The organism is Streptomyces sp. NPDC050509 (assembly GCF_044457965.1).
Taxonomy (GTDB): domain Bacteria; phylum Actinomycetota; class Actinomycetes; order Streptomycetales; family Streptomycetaceae; genus Streptomyces.
Genome location: NZ_JBITHL010000006.1, coordinates 110856 through 132005 on the forward strand (window position 1 = coordinate 110856; position 21150 = coordinate 132005).

General features: G+C 72.9%; 18 protein-coding genes and 1 tRNA gene. 7 read left to right on the plus strand and 12 right to left on the minus strand.

Annotated elements, in window-relative coordinates:
• Window positions 1-7 precede the first annotated feature (7 nt).
• The 3 genes from ACIBJC_RS18710 to ACIBJC_RS18720 are packed head-to-tail and all read right to left on the minus strand — an operon-like array spanning window position 8 to window position 3859.
• Complete coding sequence (locus ACIBJC_RS18710) at window positions 8-1675, minus strand: hypothetical protein (RefSeq protein WP_399293431.1); 1668 nt, start codon at window positions 1673-1675, stop codon at window positions 8-10.
• Complete coding sequence (locus ACIBJC_RS18715) at window positions 1666-2859, minus strand: hypothetical protein (protein WP_399293434.1); 1194 nt, start codon at window positions 2857-2859, stop codon at window positions 1666-1668. Before ACIBJC_RS18715 ends, ACIBJC_RS18710 begins: the two co-directional genes overlap by 10 nt.
• Window positions 2780-3859, minus strand: coding sequence for a phosphatase PAP2 family protein (locus ACIBJC_RS18720; protein WP_399294243.1), 1080 nt, complete (start codon window positions 3857-3859; stop codon window positions 2780-2782). Before ACIBJC_RS18720 ends, ACIBJC_RS18715 begins: the two co-directional genes overlap by 80 nt.
• Before the next feature lie 215 nt (window positions 3860-4074).
• Between ACIBJC_RS18720 and ACIBJC_RS18725 the strand changes: the two genes are divergently transcribed.
• Window positions 4075-4671: a histidine phosphatase family protein gene (locus ACIBJC_RS18725; RefSeq protein ID WP_399293437.1), complete on the plus strand. Its 597-nt coding sequence runs from the start codon at window positions 4075-4077 to the stop codon at window positions 4669-4671.
• 41 nt (window positions 4672-4712) lie between these two features.
• Here the strand turns inward: ACIBJC_RS18725 and ACIBJC_RS18730 are convergent, their stop codons facing one another.
• Complete coding sequence (locus ACIBJC_RS18730) at window positions 4713-6143, minus strand: tetratricopeptide repeat protein (protein WP_399293440.1); 1431 nt, start codon at window positions 6141-6143, stop codon at window positions 4713-4715.
• Window positions 6144-6446: 303 nt separating this feature from the next.
• Here ACIBJC_RS18730 and ACIBJC_RS18735 point away from each other — a divergent pair, with 303 nt between their 5' ends.
• Window positions 6447-6887: a hypothetical protein gene (locus tag ACIBJC_RS18735; protein ID WP_399294246.1), complete on the plus strand. Its 441-nt coding sequence runs from the start codon at window positions 6447-6449 to the stop codon at window positions 6885-6887.
• Between the two features lie 94 nt (window positions 6888-6981).
• Entirely contained in the window at window positions 6982-7839 is an 858-nt protein-coding gene (locus ACIBJC_RS18740; protein ID WP_399293442.1) for a spermidine synthase, read from the plus strand.
• Window positions 7840-7863: 24 nt separating this feature from the next.
• Here the strand turns inward: ACIBJC_RS18740 and ACIBJC_RS18745 are convergent, their stop codons facing one another.
• Window positions 7864-8466, minus strand: a complete 603-nt coding sequence (locus ACIBJC_RS18745; protein ID WP_399293445.1) for a hypothetical protein — start codon at window positions 8464-8466, stop codon at window positions 7864-7866.
• 122 nt (window positions 8467-8588) lie between these two features.
• Here ACIBJC_RS18745 and ACIBJC_RS18750 point away from each other — a divergent pair, with 122 nt between their 5' ends.
• Complete coding sequence (locus tag ACIBJC_RS18750) at window positions 8589-9302, plus strand: response regulator transcription factor (RefSeq protein ID WP_399293448.1); 714 nt, start codon at window positions 8589-8591, stop codon at window positions 9300-9302.
• Window positions 9299-10732 carry a sensor histidine kinase gene (locus tag ACIBJC_RS18755; protein ID WP_399293451.1) on the plus strand — a complete coding sequence of 478 codons (1434 nt, stop codon included), beginning with the start codon at window positions 9299-9301 and terminating at the stop codon, window positions 10730-10732. Before ACIBJC_RS18750 ends, ACIBJC_RS18755 begins: the two co-directional genes overlap by 4 nt.
• A gap of 70 nt (window positions 10733-10802) precedes the next feature.
• On the opposite strand, the gene ACIBJC_RS18760 is transcribed toward ACIBJC_RS18755, so the two are convergent.
• From ACIBJC_RS18760 to ACIBJC_RS18775, 4 genes are all read right to left on the minus strand, one after another.
• Window positions 10803-12212 carry a GH1 family beta-glucosidase gene (locus ACIBJC_RS18760; RefSeq protein ID WP_399293454.1) on the minus strand — a complete coding sequence of 470 codons (1410 nt, stop codon included), beginning with the start codon at window positions 12210-12212 and terminating at the stop codon, window positions 10803-10805.
• A gap of 129 nt (window positions 12213-12341) precedes the next feature.
• Window positions 12342-13325: a carbohydrate ABC transporter permease gene (locus ACIBJC_RS18765; protein WP_399293458.1), complete on the minus strand. Its 984-nt coding sequence runs from the start codon at window positions 13323-13325 to the stop codon at window positions 12342-12344.
• A gap of 9 nt (window positions 13326-13334) precedes the next feature.
• Window positions 13335-14387 carry a carbohydrate ABC transporter permease gene (locus tag ACIBJC_RS18770; RefSeq protein ID WP_399293460.1) on the minus strand — a complete coding sequence of 351 codons (1053 nt, stop codon included), beginning with the start codon at window positions 14385-14387 and terminating at the stop codon, window positions 13335-13337.
• Window positions 14388-14390: 3 nt separating this feature from the next.
• Window positions 14391-15722, minus strand: coding sequence for an extracellular solute-binding protein (locus ACIBJC_RS18775; RefSeq protein ID WP_399293463.1), 1332 nt, complete (start codon window positions 15720-15722; stop codon window positions 14391-14393).
• A gap of 336 nt (window positions 15723-16058) precedes the next feature.
• Between ACIBJC_RS18775 and ACIBJC_RS18780 the strand changes: the two genes are divergently transcribed.
• On the plus strand, window positions 16059-17123 hold the full coding sequence (locus tag ACIBJC_RS18780) for a LacI family DNA-binding transcriptional regulator (protein ID WP_399293466.1): 1065 nt from the start codon (window positions 16059-16061) through the stop codon (window positions 17121-17123).
• A gap of 190 nt (window positions 17124-17313) precedes the next feature.
• Here the strand turns inward: ACIBJC_RS18780 and ACIBJC_RS18785 are convergent.
• The 3 genes from ACIBJC_RS18785 to ACIBJC_RS18795 all read right to left on the minus strand — a co-directional run bounded on the left by ACIBJC_RS18785 (window position 17314) and on the right by ACIBJC_RS18795 (window position 19316).
• Window positions 17314-17386 (minus strand) — tRNA-His (locus ACIBJC_RS18785).
• Window positions 17387-17482: 96 nt separating this feature from the next.
• The gene (gene orn, locus ACIBJC_RS18790) at window positions 17483-18085 is read right to left on the minus strand and encodes an oligoribonuclease (RefSeq protein WP_399293469.1); all 603 of its coding nucleotides are present in this window, start codon (window positions 18083-18085) and stop codon (window positions 17483-17485) included.
• A 10-nt stretch (window positions 18086-18095) separates the two neighbouring features.
• The gene (locus tag ACIBJC_RS18795) at window positions 18096-19316 is read right to left on the minus strand and encodes a GlxA family transcriptional regulator (RefSeq protein WP_399293472.1); all 1221 of its coding nucleotides are present in this window, start codon (window positions 19314-19316) and stop codon (window positions 18096-18098) included.
• A 1069-nt stretch (window positions 19317-20385) separates the two neighbouring features.
• On the opposite strand from ACIBJC_RS18795, the gene ACIBJC_RS18800 reads away from it, so the two are divergent.
• Entirely contained in the window at window positions 20386-20907 is a 522-nt protein-coding gene (locus tag ACIBJC_RS18800; RefSeq protein WP_030354999.1) for a universal stress protein, read from the plus strand.
• Window positions 20908-21150: the final 243 nt, after the last annotated feature.

Sequence of the window (21150 nt, forward strand, 5' to 3'; positions counted from 1 at the left end):
ACGGGGCTCACAGGAAGTCCTCCTCGGTCACCGGATCCGGCACCGGCGCGGGAACCGTGCCGTCGAGGGTCGCCTCCGGGCCCGCCGGCGGGCCGCCGTGGGTCCACGGCGTGTGCTCCGGGTCCGGCAGCTTCGGGCCGCCGCGCTGGTCGTGCTCGAAGAGCGTCCAGGCGATCCGGTCGCCCTTGGCCGGTACGGAGCCCGGCGCGGGCTCCTTGCTCCGGCCCATGCGGTCGGTCAGCCGCACCACCAGCACGCCGCTCTCCTCCGCCGGCCCGCTCTCCTCCGCCGGCCCGGCCTCCTCGTACGGTACGGCCTCCTCGTACCGTACGAACTCGGCCGTCTGCGGCTTGCCGTCCAGCGAGCGGAACACCTTCACGCCCGCCCCGAGATGGGGGCGGTCGTCGGTGCGGACCGTGACCAGGGGGCGCGGGCTCGGCCGTTTGCTCTCGCTGTACGCCATCACCACCTCCGTCACCTCCCCGAGGAACGCCTCCCCGGCGAGCCGCCGCCCCGCCAGCACCAGCGGATCGTCCAGGGCCTCCTGCGCCTCCAGTTGGCCCTGGGCCGTCTCCCGCGAGGCGAGCTTCTGGGCCGCCGTCACCGCGTCGTCCCTGCGGGGCTGCGGCGGCTCCCCGGCGCGCACCCGGTCGCGGTGGCCGGTGAAGGACCAGCGGTCCCGCGTCCAGCGGTCACCGACGCGCTCGCCCTCCGGCAGCGCGCGCAGCAGGTCCAGGCCCTGCCAGACCGCGTCCCACGTGGGCCGCATGACGGACTCCAGCAGCTCGCGGATCCGCCGCTCGGCCGCCGTCAGCCGGGCCAACTGCTCCTCCGCGCCGGGCCCGTCCTCCGCCGCCGCGAGCGCGCCGCGCGCCCGGTCGTACGCCTCGATCGCGGGCGCCAGCAGCTTGTTGTCGAACGCCGGGTCCGTCGCGGGACCGGCCGGCGGGCACACCAACTGCCCTTCCCCGTCCCGCGCCAGCTCCGCCCGGAGCGCCGCCTCCGCGCCCAGGACGCCGTCCGGCGGAGCCAGCCAGGCGAGCAGCGCGCCCAGGTGCTGGTCCTCCAGGTTGGACTGGCCCGTGGCCCAGTGGCGGCCCAGCAGATCGGTCGTCGCGAGCAGCAGCGAGGAGCCGGGAACGCGGGCGCGCTCGCCGTAGTGCGTCAGCCAGCGGCCGAGCAGCGGCACGCGCGGCGGCGCCGGGTACGGCGCGTCCGGGTCGTCCTCCGCCGTCCGCCGGAACCGCATCGACCGGCCCAGCAGCCGGACGAAGTCGACACCGGGCCGGTTCGGCACGATCACCTGCGGCGCGTCCACGCACAGCTCGACCTCGACCTTGACCCGCTTCCCGGTCTCGGGGTCGGTCTCGTTGCGCTCGGCGGCCTCGATCACATCGGCGTACCCGTCCAGGTACGGCAGGACGGTCTCGGCCAGCTCGCCGAGGAACGCGAACCGCAGATCGCGGTCGCGCGGCTGCGCCACGGTCAGCAGCAGGGGCGCGGCCCGGTCCGTGCCCACGAGCGCGCCGAGCGGCGCGCCCGCCTCGCCCGCGGTGGTGAGCGGGACGAGCACGAGCGGCCGGTCGGAGATCCGGCGGTGCAGGACGGTCGTCAGCGGCTGGGCGCGTCCGCTCGCCGTGGCCTCCAGCCGGGCGAGCGTACTGATCAGCGACATACGGCCTCCTCGGTACGGGCGCCGGCCGCGCGGCGGCGTCCCTCCTCCAGGGCCTCCGCCCGCAGCGCCGCCGCCCGCCGGAGCGTCGCGACCGTCGGGTCCGCCGGGTCGCCCGCCTCCCCGCGCGCCGCGGCCAGCACCGCGGGGACCGTCGTCAGGGTGCCCAGTTCACCCCGTACGCCCCGGCCCAGCGCCTCCACCGCGCCGTCCGTGCGCGCCGCCGAGCGGCAGTGGAAGGCCAGTTCGCAGGCGGCCAGGCACTCGGGGGCGTACGCGGCCGAGACCGCTTCGACGGCGGTCGTCAGCTCCGCGCCCGAGCAGCGCTCCACGTCGAAGGTGGTGCCCTCCGGCAGCGCCTCGGCGATCTCCTCGATCCTGGTGAGCCGGGTGAGCTGCCGGCGCGTCACCGAGAGCTGTTTGCGTACGTCGACGACGGACGCGGTCGGCAGGTTGGAGAAGTCCTTGGGGCAGACCAGCAGCACCCGGTGGCCCACCTCGGCGCCCGCGGTGACCGCGGCGACCCGCTCCAGCGCGAGCGCGTACACCGCCGCCTGCCGCGCCGCCGCGCCGACCTTGGCCGCGTCGGCCGAACCGTCGATCATCGGGAACGACTTGATCTCCACGACCGTCCACCGGCCGTCGGGCCGCACCACCACCGCGTCCGGCTCCAGATACGCCGGTGACCCCGCGACCTCCAGGGCCAGCAGCGGATGGTCCAGCAGCGCCCACGCCGCCGCCGCCGTCGCCTCGCGCAGCGCCAGCGCCGTACGGGCCACGCGGCCCTCGGGACCGGCCGCCGACAGGTCGGGTACGAGGACCTCGCCCGGCCCCGGTGGGGGCGCCGCGCCGCCGAGGCGCTCCGCGACCAGCCGCATCAGCTCCGTACCGCCGTCGGCCTTGACCTTGGCCTCGAAGGCGTTGCCGCGCATGAACGCGAACTGCGACTGCCCGAACGGCGCGGGCGAACCCAGCGCCGTCGCGAGCGCGGCCTTGTCGACGCCCGCGCCGTCGAGCAGCGCGCGGCGCCGGCAGCCGGGGTTGGCCGCGAGGGCGGCCAGCGCGCGGGCGTCGAGCGGCTGCGGCGCGACGGTGGGGCCGCGCAGCTCAGCGAGCCGTCGCCGGAGTGTCGTCTGCGGAGGAGGTGCTGGTGCTGCTGCGGGTCCGCTGCCCAGGGAATCGCTCACCCGCGGAAGTCTCGCATCCACCGCTGACAATCGGGGCCGAGCGGGCAGAACGGGCCGGTGACGACGCCTGCGACGGGGCAGATGCCTGCGGCTGGGCGGGCGCCTGCGGCGGGGACGATGCCTGGGACGGGGCGGATGTCTGCGGCTGGGCGGGCGCCTGCGGCGGGTGGGGGGCCTTCCCCGCCGTCAGCCGGATCCGTACGCGCTCCACGGCGCGCGTCGCCGGCCGCGTCAGCAGCGCCCCCGCGCCCATCACCGCGGCGCCCGCGACCGCGTCCAGGAAGTAGTGGTTCGCCGTGCCCATCACCACCACGGTGATGACCAGCGGATAGGCGAGCCCCAGCCACCGCACCAGCGGGGTGCGCGCGTGCTTCCACAGCAGCACCCCGCACCACAGCGCCCACCCCACGTGGAGGCTGGGCATCGCCGCGTACTGGTTCGTCATCCCGCCGAGTCCGCGCGGCGCGCTGGCCTCCGTACCCCACCAGCCGTACGAGCTGTACTGCGCCATGGTGTCGACGAAGCCGTACCCCGCGTCCAGCAGCCGGGGCGGGCAGGTGGGCAGCAGCGTGAAGCCGACCAGTCCGAGGAGGGTGGAGACCATCAGCCAGGTGCGGGCGGCCCGGTAGCGCGCGGGGCGGCGGCGGAAGAGCCAGACGAGGACCGCCGGTGTCACGAGGTAGTGCAGCGAGGCGTAGGCGAAGTCGGCGGGTATCCCGATCGCCGGGGTGCTGGTGAAGAGCCGGTTGAGGGGGTGCTCGGCGTTGAGGAGCAACGCCTGCTCTATTCGGAGGATCGCCAGCCCGTGGTCGACCGCCGTCGACACGTCGCCGCGCGCCAGCAGCCGGCCCGCCGAGTACGCGGCGTAGACCACCACGAGCAGCGCCAGTTCGGTCCACCAACGGGGGCGCGGGCGGTGCGTCGCACCGGCGTCGGCGCCTGCGTCGGCACGGGCGGCACGGGCGGCGCTGGCGCGGTACGGCATCCGGGCGGTCTCCATCATGTGTTCATGCGGCTTTCGGCCGACGTTCAACCGTACGGTGTACGCGATCGGCGCCTTCGGCCGGGTGTACCCGGGAATCCGTGTGCGACAGCATCACCTCCGACAGAGAGTGGGACGCTGGTACGCGCGGGGAGGTTGCCCCCTGGAAGTCGCCGTTCGTTCAGGTGCGCGATGATGGAACGGCACCGACATGAACCTCAGGGAGCATTTCCATGGCACCGCGCATCCTGCTCGCCCGGCACGGCCAGACCGCCTGGTCGCTGTCCGGACAACACACGGGCCGGACCGACATCCCCCTGCTCGAAGAGGGGCGCAGGGGCGCCAAGCTGCTCGGCGAGCGGCTGCACCGCGAGCCCTGGTCGGGGCTGGCCGACGCCGAGATACGCACCAGCCCGCTGGCCCGCGCGAGCGAGACCTGCGAGCTGGCGGGGTTCGGGGGGCGCGCGGAACCCTGGGACGCGCTGATGGAGTTCGACTACGGCGCGTACGAGGGGATGACCCCGGCGCAGATCAAGGCGGACCGCCCGGAGTGGCTGATCTGGCGCGACGGTGTCCCGGACGGCGAGAGCCTCGCGCAGGTCGCCGCCCGCGCGGACGAGGTCGTCGCCTGGGCGCGCTCGGCCGACCGCGACGTCCTGGTCTTCGCGCACGGCCACATCCTGCGTGCCATAGGGGCGCGTTGGCTGGGCGAGGACATCGCGTTCGCGGCCCGCATCCGGCTCGACCCGACGTCGATCTCGGTGCTGAGCTGGGCGTACGACCTGCCGGCGATCCAGGTCTGGAACGACACGGGGCACCTCGTGTCGTGAGCGGGGCCCGCACGGCCACCCCGCCCGCTACCCGCTACCCGCTATCCGCGCGCGTTGACCGTCGCGTGGCGCTCCAGGAACGCGCCCACCTCGGGCATCCGCCGGTGCGGCAGCAGCACCCGCGCCGTCGCGGCGAGCTTCGTCAGGATGCGCGAGGACTGGACGTCGTCCAGCAGGTCGAGCACCTGGTGCCCGGCCGCCGCCGCCTCGTCCGGCGCGCCCGCGCGGGCCAGGTCCGTGGCCAGCTCGGCGCGGTACAGGGCGAGGTTGCGGGCGAAGTGCGGCTGCTGGAGGACCGTCGCGCGGTAGGCGTGGCGCGCGGCCCGCGCCCAGTCGCCGAGCGCCGCGTGGCACAGCGCCTCCTGTGCCTCCAGCTCCGGTTCGCCGAAGAACGACATCCACTCCGGGTCGGAGTCCGAGGGCCCGCGCTCGAAGTAGCCGTGGGCCTGGGACAGCGCCTGCTCGCACCCCGTACGGTCGCCGAGCCAGGCCCGGCCGCCCGCCTCCCGCAGCGCGAGCAGCGACAGCAGCCGCTGCGAGGAGAGCCGGCCCGCCGCCCGCCGGCCCGCCTGTGCGGCGCGTACGGCTTCCCGGTACCGGCCCGCGTCCCTGGCCAGGAACGACGTGTTGCAGAAGGCGTGTGCCTCCAGGGCGTGATCGCCCGCGATCCGCGCCGTGGCCAGCGCCTCCGCGTAGTGCGAGCGCGCCTCGTCGAAGCGGCCGGAGTCATGGGCGAGCCAGCCCACCGAGATCGACAGTTCGCCCGCGCCCGAGTAGAGCCGGTCGGCGGTGGCGCGCCGGGTCGTCGTGCCCGCGTCGAGCAGGGTGTACGCGGCGCGCAGCGGCTGGGCGGCGCTCCGGTAGAGCCCGTCGGCGCCGTGCCGGTCGTCGAGCAGCCGGATCCGTCGTACGGCCTCCTCGACGGCGTGCACCTCGGCCTCGCCGACCCGCCGGGGGGCGGGCACGGAGGCGACGGCCGTACCGTCGAGCCCGAAGGAGGCGGCCATCACCGTGGCGGGGCCGCTCGTCATGAATGCGCGACGCAGCACGTCGCTCTCCTCGCTGGTGTCGCTGGGGTGGTTCGTCGGGGCCGTGGACACGGGGGTCCAGGCCGGTGCGGGTTTCGGGATGGAGGACGGGGTGGGGGAAGGGATGGAGGACGGGGAGGGGGAGGACAGGGGGCGGCGCTGGGCCGTGACCCGCGCCGCCCTGCCGCGTACGTCCTCGCGCGCCGAGAAGCCCAGGTCCCGCAGTGTCAGCCCGGGGAACATGTGCAGGAAGACCCGTTCGTACGCGTAGTTGGGGCAGCGGATCTCGCCGGCCTCCACGCGTCCGATGTATCGGGCGTCGCACGCGACGTGTTCACCGATCTCCCGCGCGGCCCTGCGCACGGCGGCGGCGAACTCCCCCGGCGAGCGCTGCCCGCGCAGTTGGCGGAAGGCGAGGTTGGGAACTGCCCGGGACGACGTCATGGCCGAGCCTCTCCTGGTGCAGCCGATCCACAGCCGATGTACAGCCGAATACGGCCGGTCCCCGGCCGGCGTGCGGCCGGTGTCCCGGCGAGCACGAACGTACCCTCCGTGACGGTGCCTATACGCAGGGTTTGCCTACAAATCGGATTTCTCGCCCACGATCCGCCATGAACTGCCATCCTTTGCGGCGGCGTTTCGCCGTAGCCGTTGACACCGCGTCGCGTTGAACCTGAAGGAGACGCTCAACGTGTCTGCGTTCGACGAGGAGGGCTTGCCTTGTTGGAGTGGGAGTGGGAGGTCCGTATGGAGACCAGTGGTGGCTCACGCACGACTGCTCAGCACGCACATCATCAGGAGTCCAGCGCACGCCCCGACGACACCGGGGAACCGTGCGACCTGGTGACCGTCCCGGCGCGCCAGGGGCTGGAGGCGGTGGACATCCTGCGGCGCGGCGCGGCCCCGGCGGGCGCCGTCCCCCGGGTGGGGCCGGTGCTGCACGACGGCTCCTGCGACACGCTCGGCTTCCTCGTGCCGCCCGGCACGGCGGCCGGCTGGGACCTGCCGGGCAGCGCCTGTACGCAGACGTTCGGCCGGGGCCTGCGGATCCCCTCGGAGCCGCCGGTCACCGGATCGGGCTGGCTGCTGCCGCCCGACGTCACGGGTCCTGTCACGGATCCGGTGGTGCTGCGGGCGGCGCTGGGGGAGGCGGCGCGGCTGATCGAGGCCGCCGACCGGTGCTCCTGAACGGGCGTTTCTGAACGGGCCTTCCTGAACGGGAGCTTCCGACCGGTACCGGCCCGAGTTTCCGCCCCGCCCACGCCTCCCCGATAATGGGGGCGTGGCACGCAGCAGGCGGGACCGGGCGGACGCCGTCGTCGAGAGCGTCGACGCCGGTGTCGCCGAGCTGACCCCCGACCGCGAGCGCGCCCGCGCCTGGACGCTGCTGATCGACGGCGCCCCGCAGTCCCATGTCGACCTCGACGACCCCGCGCACCTCTCCTTCGCGTACCAGCGCAGGCTCGGCCATGTCATCGACCTCGTGGCCCCCGCCCAACGGCCCCTGCACGTCGTGCACCTCGGCGGTGGCGCCTTCACGCTCGCCCGCTACACCGCCGCCACCCGCCCCCGCTCCACCCAGCAGATCGCGGAGGTCGACGCGGCCCTCGTCCGGTTCGTGCGGACCCATCTGCCGCTGGACCCCACCGCCCGGATCCGCGTCCGCTCCGCCGACGCCCGCGCCGCGCTCGCCAAGGTGCCCGACGGCTGGGCGGATCTGGTGATCGCCGACGTGTTCGGCGGTACGCGCACCCCCGCCCATCTCACCAGCGCCGAGTTCCTGACCGACGTACGGCGGGCCCTCAAGCCGGACGGCTGGTACGCCGCGAACATCGCGGACGGCCCGCCGCTCACCCACCTCCGGGGCCAGATCGCCACCGCCGCGGGCGCGTTCGGGCAATTGGCGCTCGCCGCCGATCCGGCGGTGCTGCGCGGACGGCGCTTCGGCAACGCCGTCCTGGTCGCCGCGGACCGGGAGCTGCCCGTCGCGGAACTGACCCGCAGGGTCGCGAGCGATCCGCATCCGGGACGCGTCGAACACGGGCGCGCGCTGGCCGACTTCAGCGGTGGGGCGGCCGTCGTGACGGACGCGGGAGCGAAGGCGTCGCCGCTGCCCCCGGCCGGTACGTTCACGTCCTGAAGCCGCCCGGTGCGCATCGCGGCGTCAGCGGTCGTCGAACTCCACCTTCGGCGGATGGTCGTGCCACGTGCAGAACACCGAGACCTCCCGGCCGTCCCGCGTGAACGTCACCCGGATCCAGTACTCCTCCGACCACGCCTGCACCTGCCAGCCCGCGTTCGGCGTCGCGGAGACCAACTCGGCGGAGGAAGAACCCAGTTCGAGGACGACCCGGCCGCCGTCCACCGCATAGCTCTCCACCGTGCCCTCGGAGCCGGAGCCGGAGCCGGAGCCGGAGCCGGGTCCTGGGGACGCGGACGGCTCCCGGCTCGCGTCCGGTTCCGTACCGGCGGGGGCGGACGGCGAGGCGGTACGGCCGCCCTCCGGAGTCTCCGGTGACGGTGACGGCGCCGTGGGCGAGGGCGTCGGCGGCTTCGCCGACGGGCTCCGGGGCCGCCGCGTCGAGGAGTCCAGCGGCGCGCGGGACGCGGCGGACACCTCCTGCGCGCCGTCCACCGGCAGTGGCAGCGCGCGCGGCGGGTCGTACGCCGTCCCGGCCATGACGGTGTGGACGCCCCACCAGGTCAGCGTGGTCGCCGCGCCGGTGGCGAGCAGCCAGGCGATCGTGTGTACGAGTCCTCTGCGCATCGGGGCCATAGTGCCCCACGTACGTCACCGCTGTCCCGCGGGTCGTCCCGGTCGCCCCGGTCCGGCGCCCGGCCCCGTGGGCCCGCCTCCCCGCGTCTCCCCGATGGCGTACGGTGCCGCCCATGCCCAGTGTGCTCGTGGTCGAGGACGACCAGTTCGTACGCTCCGCCCTCATCAGGCACTTGACCGAGGCTTCCCACACCGTACGGAGCGTCGGCACGGCCCTGGAGGCGCTGCGTGAAGTGGCCCATTTCCGGTTCGACGTCGTCATCCTCGACCTCGGACTGCCCGACCTCGACGGCTCCGAGGCGCTGAAGATGCTGCGCGGCATCACCGACGTACCGGTGATCATCGCCACGGCCCGGGACGACGAGGCCGAGATCGTCCGGCTGCTCAACGACGGCGCCGACGACTACCTCACCAAGCCGTTCTCCGTGGCCCACCTCTCGGCCAGGATCGCCGCCGTACTGCGCCGCTCCCGCGCCGCCGGGGGCGGGGCGCCGGCCCCGAACGTCCTGCGGGTCGGCGGGCTCGCCATCGATCCGCTGCGCCGCCAGGCCGAGTTGGACGGTACGCAGCTGGACCTCACCCGCCGCGAGTTCGACCTGCTGACCTTCCTCGCCGGGCGTCCCGGCGTCGTCGTACCGCGCAAGGAGCTGCTCGCCGAGGTGTGGCAGCAGTCGTACGGCGACGACCAGACCATCGACGTCCATCTGTCCTGGCTGCGACGGAAGCTGGGCGAGACGGCGGCCAGGCCCCGCTATCTGCACACCCTGCGCGGCGTCGGCGTGAAGCTGGAGCCGCCCGTGGAGTCCGGCGGGGAGCCGCGCCTATGAGATGGGCCCTGGTCAGGGTGTCCCTGGCGGTCACCGTGATGGTCGTCGTGGCCTTCGCCGTACCGCTCGGCCTCGTCATCAAGGAGATGGCCAGGGACCGGGCCTTCACCAACGCCGAGCGGCAGGCCGCCGCCATCGGACCCACCCTCTCCATCACCACCGACCGCGCCGAGCTGGAGCGCGCCGTCGCCTCCACGCAGGCGGGCGCCGACGGGCGGATGGCCGTACACGTCCCGGCCGCCGGGGCGGAGGAAGCGGCTGTGGAGATCGGCACGCGCCGGGCCGACCGGGACGACCTGGCGACCGTACGGCGCACCCCGCGCGCCGCCACGGCCGAGGTGGCGGGCGGCTCCGTGCTGCTCCAGCCGACCGCCCTCGGCCCGGGCCGTATCGCGATCGTCGAGATCTACGTCCCCCAGGACGAGGTCACCAACGGGGTCACCACCGCCTGGCTGGTCCTCGCGGGCGTCGGCGTCGCCCTGATCGTCGGCTCGGTCGCCGTCGCCGACCGGCTCGGCGTACGGATGGTCGAGCCCGCGCGGCAGCTCGCGGGCGCCGCGGGCGCCCTCGGCGAGGGGAAACTCGGGGCGCGCGTCCCCGAGGAGGGTCCGGCCGAACTCCACTCCGCGGCTGTCGCGTTCAACTCCATGGCCGACCAGGTCGTCCAGCTCCTCGCCAATGAGCGGGAACTCGCCGCCGACCTCTCGCACCGGCTCCGTACCCCGCTCACCGTGCTCCGCCTCAACGCCGCCTCGCTCGGCGAGGGCCCGGCCGCCGACCAGACCCGGGCGGCGGTCGAGCAGTTGGAGCGCGAGGTCGACACGATCATCCGGACGGCCCGCGAGTCCAAGCCCCAGACGGTCGCGGCGGGGCCCGCCGGGGGGTGCGACGTCTCCGAAGTGGTCAGGGAGCGGATGGACTTCTGGTCCGCGCTGGCCGAGGACGAGGGCCGTACGGTACGGGTCGCCGGCATCGGCCGGCCGGTGCGCGCCCCGGTGGTACGGACCGAACTGGCCGCCGCCCTCGACGCGTTGCTCGGCAATGTCTTCCGGCACACCCCGGAGGGCACCGCTTTCTCGGTCGACGTGCACAACGGGGAGGACGCGGTCCTCGTCCTCGTCTCGGACGCGGGCGCCGGGATCACCGACCCGCGGGCCGCGCTCGCCCGGGGCAACAGCGGGGGCCGCGAGGGCTCCACCGGCCTCGGGCTCGACATCGTGCGCCGGGTCGCGGAGTCGACGGGCGGCGACGTACGGATCGGCCGCTCCGTCCTCGGCGGTACGGAGATACGGATCTGGATCGGCCTCGACGGCTGGCGCTCCCCGGACGAACGGCGCGGCCACCGGCTGCGCGGACGGGGGCGCGGGCGCGGGAGATGGCCGGGGCGGCCGGGCCGGGGAGCGCGTACGTCCGAATCCGCGGAGGCGTGAACCGGCGGCCGGGGCGGGCAGGTTCCCGTCCCCCGGTCGCAGGTCCCCTCACTCAGCTCGCCCAGCTCGCTCAGCCGAGCGGCGGCTCCGGCAGCTCACCGGTCGCCGCGACCTTCGCGTACCACCGCGCGCTCGACTTCGGCGTACGGCGTTGCGTCTCGTAGTCCACGTGGACCGCGCCGAACCGCTTGCCGTACCCGTACGCCCACTCGAAGTTGTCCATCAGCGACCAGAGGAAGTAGCCGCGTACATCGGCCCCTTCCGAGATCGCGCGGCGCACCGCCGACAGATGGCCGTGCAGATAGCGGATCCGGTCGGGGTCGTGGACCGCGCCGTCGGCGGCCGGCTTGTCCTCGTACGCCGCGCCGTTCTCCGTGATCATCAGGGGCAGCCCCGGCGCCTCCCGCGAGTAGCGCATCAGCAGGTCGTACAGCCCGCTCGGGTCCACCGTCCAGCCCATCTCGGTCAGTTCGCCGGCCGGCTGGTGGAAGGCGATGTCGTCCACGCCGGGCCAGGGGGAGTGGTCGCTCGCGCCGTGGCCGTCGTGCCGGTCCGTGTCGGCCCCGGTGGCGGCCGAGACGACGGCGGGCTGGTAGTAGTTGATGCCCAGCGAGTCCAGCGGCTGACGGGCCACCGCCGCGTCGCCCGCGTGGACGAAGGACCAGTCGGTGAGCCGGACCGTATCGGCGAAGAGGTCGTCCGGGTACGCGCCCGAGAGCATCGGCCCGCTGAAGATCCGGTTGGCGAGGGCGTCGATCCGGCGCCGGGCGTTCAGGTCCTCGGGCGCCTGTGTACGGGCCCGTACACAGGACGGGTTGAGGCTCACCGAGACCTGCGCCCGCGCCGGGAGCACCGAGCGCAGCGCCTGCGTGGCAAGCCCGTGGCCCAGGTTGAGGTGGTGGGCGGCGCGCAGGGCGGCCACCGGGTCCGTACGGCCCGGGGCGTGCACCCCTGACGCGTACCCCAGGAACGCGCTGCACCAGGGCTCGTTGAGGGTCGTCCAGCGCTCCACGCGGTCACCGAGTGCCTCGCCGACGTACCGCGCGTACTCCGCGAACCGGTACGCCGTCTCGCGCTCCGGCCAGCCGCCCGCCGCCTCCAGCTCCTGCGGGAGGTCCCAGTGGTAGAGGGTGAGGACGGGCTCGATGCCGTGGGCGAGCAGGTCGTCGACGAGTTCGCGGTAGAAGTCCAGGCCGCGCTGGACGGCGGGACCGCGTCCGGTGGGCTGCACGCGCGGCCAGGAGACCGAGAAGCGGTACGCGTTCACGCCGAGGTCCGCCATCAGCCGGACGTCCTCGGCCCGGCGGTGGAAGTGGTCGACGGCGACGTCGCCGGTGTCGCCGTTGAACGTCTTGCCGGGCGTATGGCTGAAGACGTCCCAGATGGAGGGCGTACGGCCGTTCTCCTGGGGCGCGCCCTCGATCTGGTACGCGGCGGTGGCGGTGCCCCAGAGGAAGCCGGGCGGGAAGGTCTCGGACATGGTGCAGCTCCCAGTGACCGTAGGGATGGGGGGTGTGGGTGGGGGGTGAGATGCGGGGGAGACCCGGCGGGCGGCGGCGCGGAGTCAGCGGGGCGCGGGGCGCGGGGCGCGGGGGCGGGGGTCGCGGGGTCAGCCCTTGACCGCGCCCTGCATGATGCCGCCGACGATGTGCTTGCCGAACAGGACGAAGGCGATCAGCAGCGGCAGCGTGCCCAGCAGCGCGCCCGCCATGATCACCGACTGGTCGGGGATGTAGCCGCGGCCGAGCCCGGTCAGCGCCACCTGCACGGTGGGGCTGCCGTTCTGGGTCAGCGCGATGATCGGCCAGAAGAAGTCGTTCCAGGCCATCACGAACGTCAGCATCCCCAGGACGGCCATCGCGGGCCGCGCGGCGGGGAAGACGACGTGCCAGACCACCCGCCAACTGGCCGCGCCGTCCACCCGGGCCGCCTCGATCAGCTCGGTGGGCAGCGCCCCGATCAGGTACTGGCGCATGAAGAACACGCCGAAGGCGCTGACCAGCGTGGGCAGGATGACGGACTGGAGCCGGTCGGTCCAGGACAGCTCGGCGATCAGCATGTACAGCGGGACGACGCTGAGCTGCGGCGGCACCATCATCGTGCCGATGACCAGCAGGAGCAGCAGGTTCTTGAACCGGAAGCGGAGTTTGGCGAAGGCGAATCCGGCGAGCGTGGAGAAGAGCACCGTACCGGCGGCGATCGAACCGGCGACGATCGTCGTGTTGAGCAGGGCCGTCCCCATGTTGGCGTCGGTCCAGGCGATCTCCAGGTTCTTGAACAGGTTCCCGCCGAACCAGAACGGCGGCGGGGTCTGCGCGAGCCGGGTGTTGTTACGGGACGCCGCGATCGCCGTCCACACCAGCGGGAACAGCGAGCCGACGGTGAACACGATCAGGACGGCGTACGTGATCCGGCCACCGTGGAGCTGCCGCCCGGCGCCGCGCCCGCCCGTGCCCCGGGCGCCCTCGGACGGCGGTCCCGGTGTCCGGGCCCCCGCCGGCGACTTCCGCTCCGACTCGGACGACCGCGACTCGGACGACTGCGGCTTTGACGACTGTGGCTCTGACGACTGTGACTGTGTCGACGTGGACATGTGTCTCCCTCACCGGCCCTGCGAGCTCGTGCGCAGACGACGGCTGATCAGCCAGTTCACCGCGCCGACGACCAGCAGGATCAGGAACATCGTCCAGGCGATCGCCGAGGCCCGGCCGAGGTGCAGATTCACCCAGCCCTGCTCGTACAGATAGAGCCCGAGCGTCTGGAACTGATGGTTGGCCCCGCCGTTGGCGCCTCCGGCGCCGTTGAACAGCAGCGGTTCGCCGAAGAGCTGGGTCGCCCCTATCGTCGAGACCACGACCGTGAACAGAATGGTCGGCCGCAACGACGGCACGGTCACATGGATGAACTGCTGCCAGCGCGAGGCCCCGTCCAGCGCCGCCGACTCGTAGAGATCGTCGGGGATCGACTGCATCGCCGCCAGATAGATCAGCGCGTTGTAGCCCGTCCAGCGCCAGATGACGATCGTGGAGACCGCGAGCTGCGAGGTCCACGCGCCGTTCTGCCAGTCGACCGGATCGATCCCGGCCATGCCCAGCGCCCAGTTGATCATCCCGTAGTCGCGGCCGAAGAGCAGCACGAAGACGAGCGTCGCGGCGGCCACCGAGGTGGCGTACGGGGTGAGCACGGCGACCCGGAAGAACATCGAGCCGCGCAGCCGGTAGTTGAGCAGATGGGCGATGCCCAGCGCGATCAGGAGCTGCGGAACGGTCGACAGCACCCCGATGGAGAGCGTGTTCCTCAGAGCGTTCCAGAAGAACTCGTCGCTCAACAGCCGGGAGAAGTTCCGCAGCCCCACCCACTCCATGTCGCCGGGCGCGGTCAGCTCCACCCGGTGCAGCGAGGCCCAGCCGGTGTAGAGGAGCGGGAAGAGGCCGAAGGCCAGGAAGAAGACGAAGAAGGGCGCGACGAACGCGTACGGGCTCCACCGCACGTCGCGGCGGTACCAGCGGCTGCGCCGCTCCGCACGCTTCCCGTCGCGCTTCTCGTCACGGTGTGTCCGCGCGCGCCAGGTGCCGGCCGTGGCGTTACTCGGGGCCGGGGCCGGGGCCGCGCCCTCCTCCTCGGAGGGCGCGGCGGTGGGTGCGTCACTGGCCATCGGTCACTGGTCCAGCGCGTTGTCGATCGCCTTCACGGCCGCGTTCCAGCCGTCCTTCGACGAGGTCCCCTTCTGGTCGACCTGGAGCATGCCGACATCGGCCAGGTTCTGCGAGATGATGCCGTCCTTCGGGCCGAGGATCTGCACCGGCACCCCCTTGGCGGCCTGGACGAAGACCTCCCCGATCGGCGCGTTGCCGAAGTAGGCGTGCTTCGCGCCGGAGACCGCGGGCAGCGCGTACGCCGCCTGCGAGCTGGGGAAGCTGCCGCGCTTCTCGAAGAGCGTGGCCTGCTGCTCGGGCGCGGTCAGCCAGGCGGCGAGCTTGGCGGCGGCCTCCTTGTTCTTGCCCGCCTCGGGCACGGTGAGGAACGAGCCGCCCCAGTTGCCGGGCTTGGGCGCGGCGGCCACGTCCCACTTGTCCTTGCCCGCGTCCCCGGCCTTGTCCTGGATGTAGCCGAGCATCCAGGGCGGGCAGGAGACCGTGGCGAAGGCGTTGTTGGAGAAGCCCTGGTCCCAGGAGGGCGTGAACTGCTGGAGCTTGGCGGTCAGGCCGTTCCCGGCGAACGCGGCGGCGTCGTCCCAGGCTGCCCTCACCGCCGGGTTGGTCTTGTAGACGACCTTGCCGTCCGCGTCGTAGAAGCGCTCCGCGGAGCTGCCCATGACGGCGGCCAGCACGCCGCTCGCCGAGTCCACGAAGGCCGTTCCCTTGGGCGCCTTGGCCTTGAAGGTCTTCCCGGCCTCCAGGTACTTCTTCCAGTCACCCGCCCACAGCGCGCCGACCTCCTTGCGGTCGGTGGGCAGCCCCGCCCGGGCGAAGAGGTCCTTGCGGTAGCAGATGGCCTCGGGGCCGATGTCCGTACCGAGCCCTATGGTCCTGCCCGTCTTGGCGGTGGCCTGCTCCCACTTCCACGGTACGAAGCTGTCCTTCTGGACGCCGGGCGCCTTGCCCAGGTCGACCAGTTTGTCGCTCTGGGTGGCGGTGACCTCGGCGATGTTGGCGACCTCGACGGCCTGGATGTCCGCGAGCCCGCTGCCGGAGCCCAGGTGGGTGAGGAGCTGCGGGTAGTAGTTCTCGTTGCGCTCGATGGAGGTCTGCTTGATGACGACATCGGGGTTGAGCTTCGTGTACTGGTCGTAGAGCCCGGCCTCCTTGAGGCCGAAGGCGCCGAAGACACCCACGGTGATCGTGGTCCTGCCCTTGCCGCCGTCTCCTCCGCCGGTGGCGCTGCCGGAGGGTTCGTCGTCGGCGGCGCAGCCGGCCAGGGCGCCCGCGGCCAGGGCCGCGGCGGCGGCGAGGGCCGCCAGCCGACGGGACGAACGAGTACGTGTACGCATGACGTCCTCCTAGTGCCACCGACGTTGCCGGCCTCCGGCCAACCGCGTGCGTGCTGCGTGCTGTGTGCCGCTGTCCGCGGTGCGAGGGGGGATCCGGCGCGGTCGGGCCACGTGCGGGGCATGTATGGGTCAGGTACGGTGGGAGCGCTCCCACATGTGATGTGTTGAAGCGTCGCGGGTCCCCGTAGGGGTGTCAAGGGACAGGGCTGGACTCGGAACGGATTCCTCGGGCGGGCCGCCGCGGCGGCGCACCCGGACGCACGGGATCGGCCGGGATCGGGCATGACAGGGCGTGATCGGGCGGGTGCGTGTTCGGTGACTGACGGGGAGGCACGGATGACGTCTCGGATGTTCCGGCCGCGGGGCGGCAAGCTGCCCACGCTCGAAGAGGTGGCGGCGCGCGCCGGGGTCGGCCGGGGCACGGTCTCCCGGGTGATCAACGGTTCCCCCAAGGTGAGCGCCCAGACCAGGGCCGCCGTCGAGCGGGCGATCGCGGAGCTGGGGTACGTACCCAACCGCGCGGCCCGCGCGCTCGCCGCCAACCGCGCCGACGCGATCGCCCTGGTCGTACCGGAACCGGAGGCGCGGTTCTTCGCCGAGCCGTACTTCTCGGGCATCGTCAGCGGGGTCGGCGAGGCCCTGTCGGAGACCGGGATGCAGCTCCTGCTCACCTTCGCGGGCGGCGCCAGGGAGCGCCGCCGCCTCGCCCAGTACCTGGCCGCGCACCGCGCCGACGGCGTCCTGCTGGTCTCCGTGCACGCCGACGACCCGCTGCCCGAGCTGCTGGCCCGGCTCCCCATCCCGACCGTCATCAGCGGCCGCAGGTCCGAGGCCGAGCCGCTGCCCTCGGTCGACTCCGACAACGTGGAGGGCGCCCGTACGGCCGTGACGCACCTCCTCGTCCGGGGCCGCCGCACCATCGCGACGATCACCGGACGGCTGGCGGTGTTCGGCGCGGCCTGCCGCCTGGACGGCTACCGCCGGGCCCTGGCGGAGGCGGGCCACCCGCCCGACGAGGGGCTGGTCGCGGTGGCCGACTTCACCGAGGAGGGCGGCCGGCGGGCGATGACCGAGCTGCTGGCCCGCCGCCCGGACCTGGACGCGGTCTTCGCGGCCTCGGACGTCATGGCGGCGGGCGCCCGCCAGGCCCTGCGCGCGGCGGGCCGCAGGACACCGGACGACGTGGCCCTGGTCGGCTTCGACGACTCGGCGATAGCGCGCCTGATGGACCCGCCGCTGACCAGCGTCCGCCAGCCGATCGAGGAGATGGGCCGGGCGATGGCGGGACTGGTCCTGGCGGAGATCGCGGCCCGCGGGAACGGCGCGGGGACGCGCCTGGCGGGGGCGGGCCCGCGCCAGATCATCCTCCCGACGGAACTGGTCGTACGGGACTCGTCCTGACGGCTCCGCTGCCCGCGGCGGGCACGCGACGCGCTGACCGGCCGTCAGCTCCGGCCGCCGGTGCCGGGGCCGACGCCGGCGGCCGGAGACCCCGTACGGGTCGCTCCGCAAGCGAGGGCCGCAACGAAGATCACCCAACGAAGATCGCCCCCGGTGCCTGACCTACAGGCTCCGGGGGCGATCTCTCAAGGGTGAGTAACGGGACTTGAACCCGCGACATCCTGGACCACAACCAGGTGCTCTACCAGCTGAGCTATACCCACCACGACCGGTCTTTTCTTTCCCTGACCGGCCGAGAAAAAGTGTACAGGGTCCGTGAGGGTGCTCGCACCCGCGTTGTCGTGGGTGCGAAACGGGGCCTATTCCGCGCGCAGGACGTGCTTCGCCGCGATCTGCTTCGCCTTGTCGGAGTCCGGCCCCGGCTGCGGTACGAAGACCGCCTCCCGGTAGTAGCGCAGCTCCGCGATGGACTCGCGGATGTCCGCCAGCGCGCGGTGGTTGCCGCTCTTCTCCGGGCTGTTGAAATAGGCCCGCGGGTACCAGCGGCGGGCCAGTTCCTTGATCGAGGAGACATCGACGATGCGGTAGTGGAGGTAGCCCTCCAGCGTCGCCATGTCACGGAACAGGAAGCCGCGGTCGGTGCCGACCGTGTTGCCGCACAGCGGCGCCTTCCTGGGCTCCTTGACGTGCTCGCGTACGTACGCCAGGACCTGCTCCTCGGCGGCGGCGAGCGTGGTGCCGCCCGCCAGCTCGTCGAGGAGCCCCGAGGTGGTGTGCATCTGCCGCACCACCTCGGGCATGGTCTCCAGCGCCGCGTCCGGCGGGCGGATCACGATGTCCACCCCTTCACCGAGCACGTTCAGCTCCGAGTCGGTGACCAGCGCGGCCACCTCGATGAGTGCGTCGTCCGCCAGCGAGAGCCCGGTCATCTCGCAGTCGATCCACACCATTCGATCGTTCATACGCCTTACCCTACGGGGCGCTCCGCTGGCCGGGCAGACTCGGACGGCCCGAGCCTGTCGCGTACATGTCGGGACCGGCCTTGCCGTGGTCCGGCAGGGCCGCGGACGCCGCCGGGTGCCCCGGCGCGCTGGAGGCCGCCGCCGCCCGCCTGGAGTGCGCGGACGCCTGGGCGGGCACCATCGACTCCATGACCCCCGGTGGCATGGGATCGCCCTGCGGGCGCCTGGCCCGGTAGGCGGACCGGTACGCCGCGGGGGAGGAGCCGAGCTGCCGCCGGAAGTGCCCGCGCAGCGCCACCGGTGAGCGGAAGCCGCAGCGGCCGGCGACCTCGTCGACCGAGTAGTCGGAGGTCTCCAGGAGCCGCTGCGCCTGAAGCACCCGCTGGGTGATCAGCCACTGGAGCGGCGCGCTGCCGGTGAGCGAACGGAACCGACGGTCGAAGGTGCGGCGGCTCATGTACGCGCGCGCCGCGAGCGTCTCCACGTCGAACTGCTCGTGGAGATGTTCCAGCGCCCAGGCCACGACCTCGGCGAGCGGGTCGGAGCCGATCTCCTCTGGTAAAGACCTGTCCAGATAGCGCTCCTGACCGCCACTGCGGCGCGGCGGTACGACCAGCCGCCGGGCCAGGGCCCCCGCTGCCTCCGCGCCGTGGTCGGTCCTGACGATATGCAGGCACAGATCGATTCCGGCCGCTGTTCCGGCGGAGGTGAGCACGTCACCGTCGTCGACGAACAGCTCCCGTGGGTCCACATGGACGGACGGATAGCGTTTGGCGAGCGTCGGGGCGTACATCCAGTGCGTGGTGGCCGGGCGGCCGTCCAGCAGTCCGGCCGCCGCGAGCACGAACGCGCCGGTGCACAGTCCGACGATTCTGGCGCCCTCCTCATGGGCACGGCGCAGCGCGTCCAGTGCCTCCGGTGGTGGCGGTGATGTGATCGACCGCCATGCCGGCACGACCACGGTGCCTGCCCTGCTGATCGCCTCCAGGCCGTACGGCGCGGTCAGTTCGAGCCCGCCGGTGGTGCGCAGCGGGCCGTCCTCCCCACCGCAGACGAGCAGGCGGTAGCGGGGAACCCCGGCGTCCTGGCGGTCGATTCCGAACACCGAGAGCGGAATGGAGCTCTCGAAGATGGGGCCGCCGCTGAAAAGCAGCACGGCGACGACTTCCCGGCGTCGACGCCCGGAAAGCTTCCGTACTGACTCCGGTACGGCAGTGGAGTCCTGGCTCATGGCGCTAAGCCCCCCTCGGTGTTCTCGTCTCCCCGTTCTTGTCGGGCCTTTCGCTCCTGCACGATTCCCCTCGGTTTTGCACGGGTCCCCAGCCGTCGATCCTCATGATCGAATCTACTGTGTTCCGTGGTGCCGGCGTGACAAGTTCTCCAACCGGCGCTATGTCGACAAGGCAACTTGGCGCGAAGCATTCGATCACGAAGCGTTCCACTCGCGAGCCGAGAGTGGAAGTGGGCCTCGCATGCATGGCCCATCCCCGTAGGGTGCGGAGGGCCGTAGCGGTCCTTTCCTCCCTGGTGGCAAGGGGGTTGGCAGGCCATTTCATCAAAGGTTGGGCCCAAGTGCGAAGTTGGCTGAAAAGTGATGGGTGCGTCTGTGCGATGCGCTCAATCCCCCGGCGCACCTCCCTCGTACGCGCGTGAGACCTCCCGCGCCCCCTGTCCATCTGGTTGAACCCTCCACGAGTGACGGCTTCCGGACGGTCCGTACGTTCCGTACATCCTTGCGTACGGCGCCACCGTGTCCGACGGGGGTCGGCCCCCGGGCGGCGAGGATCCGCGAGACCCCGTGACGGGCCCGTGGAGGGCCTGTCGGAGGTCCGTGGGACCGCTCCCAGTATTCCGTGCGGCACGCCCTTCCGGGGGCCGGGAGGGGTCTGGAGGCGGGCCACCGGCCCCCGCCGCGGCCCCCGCGCACCCCGTGGCGCGTGGCGCCCCTGAGGGGCGGGCGCCGGATGGTGCGGATGCGAGGGGTCCCCGGGGGCGGCGGCGTGGCCGACGGCCGACGGGAAGCGGAACCCTCCGGTCACCCGTGGGGGTGATCCCGGATCTCCGCGGGGCTACCGGGGCACCGCTCGGGAAGCCTGTAGGGGCCATCCGGCATTGCGATCCGGGACCGCCTCGTGCATGCTCCCTGGAACGCCGCGTGTGACGCGGCGGGCTCTGGGCATGAGAGGAGTGTCGCCGTACCCTTTGGGGTATGGGGTTGGGAAGATGATTCCCGGACACAGCTCCGTCCGCCCCGCCACTCGTTGCTCCTTCTCAAGAGGACTTCTTTCGCCGAGACATCCATGGCCGGTCACGAAATCCCAGAACCCGCAGACCGCGAGCAGGTAGCCGACCCCCTGTCGGACCTCCAAGCGGCGGAACAGACACGCGCCTCCTGTGATCCGGCCTTCCGGCACGGAGTGGTGGTCGGCTTCGACGGCTCCATGTCCAGCGAGCGCGCGCTCGCCTACGCCATCGGCATGGCCCGGCGCCTCGGCTCCGGCCTGATCATCGTCCATGTCGCCAACCGGCTCCCGACCACGGTCTGGGCGGGGTGCGAACCCCCGGTCTTCGTGGACGTGCCCGACCACCGCACCGAAGTGCTCGGCCTGGAGTTGGCCTGCGCTGACTACCTCGCCGAGGTGCCGTGGATCCTCGTCGAACGAGGCGGCGACATCTGCCACGAACTCGAAGAGGTCGGGCAGGAGTACTCCGCCGACGCGATCGTCGTCGGCTCCACCCACGGCATCGTCGGGCGGATCTTCGGCTCGGTCGCCGGGCGGCTCGCCCGCCGCGCGCAGCGCCCCGTCGTCGTCATCCCGTAACGGCCCCTCGATCCGGTAACGGCCCTTGGGGGACGTCCGGTCGGTTCGGTCGGTTCCGAGGAGCCGTCACCCCCGGTGCTGAGGCACCGTCAACTCTCTTGCCCGTGGCGTGAATTTACTCACGCGTAGAGGTGCGGTGCGCACGGGTGAAGGGTACGTAACGGTCGCGGGGACTCCCTGCGCCCGTACCTCGTGAAGGGAGCCCGCCGTGGACGGTGACGCCTCTGCGGGAAGCGCCAATTC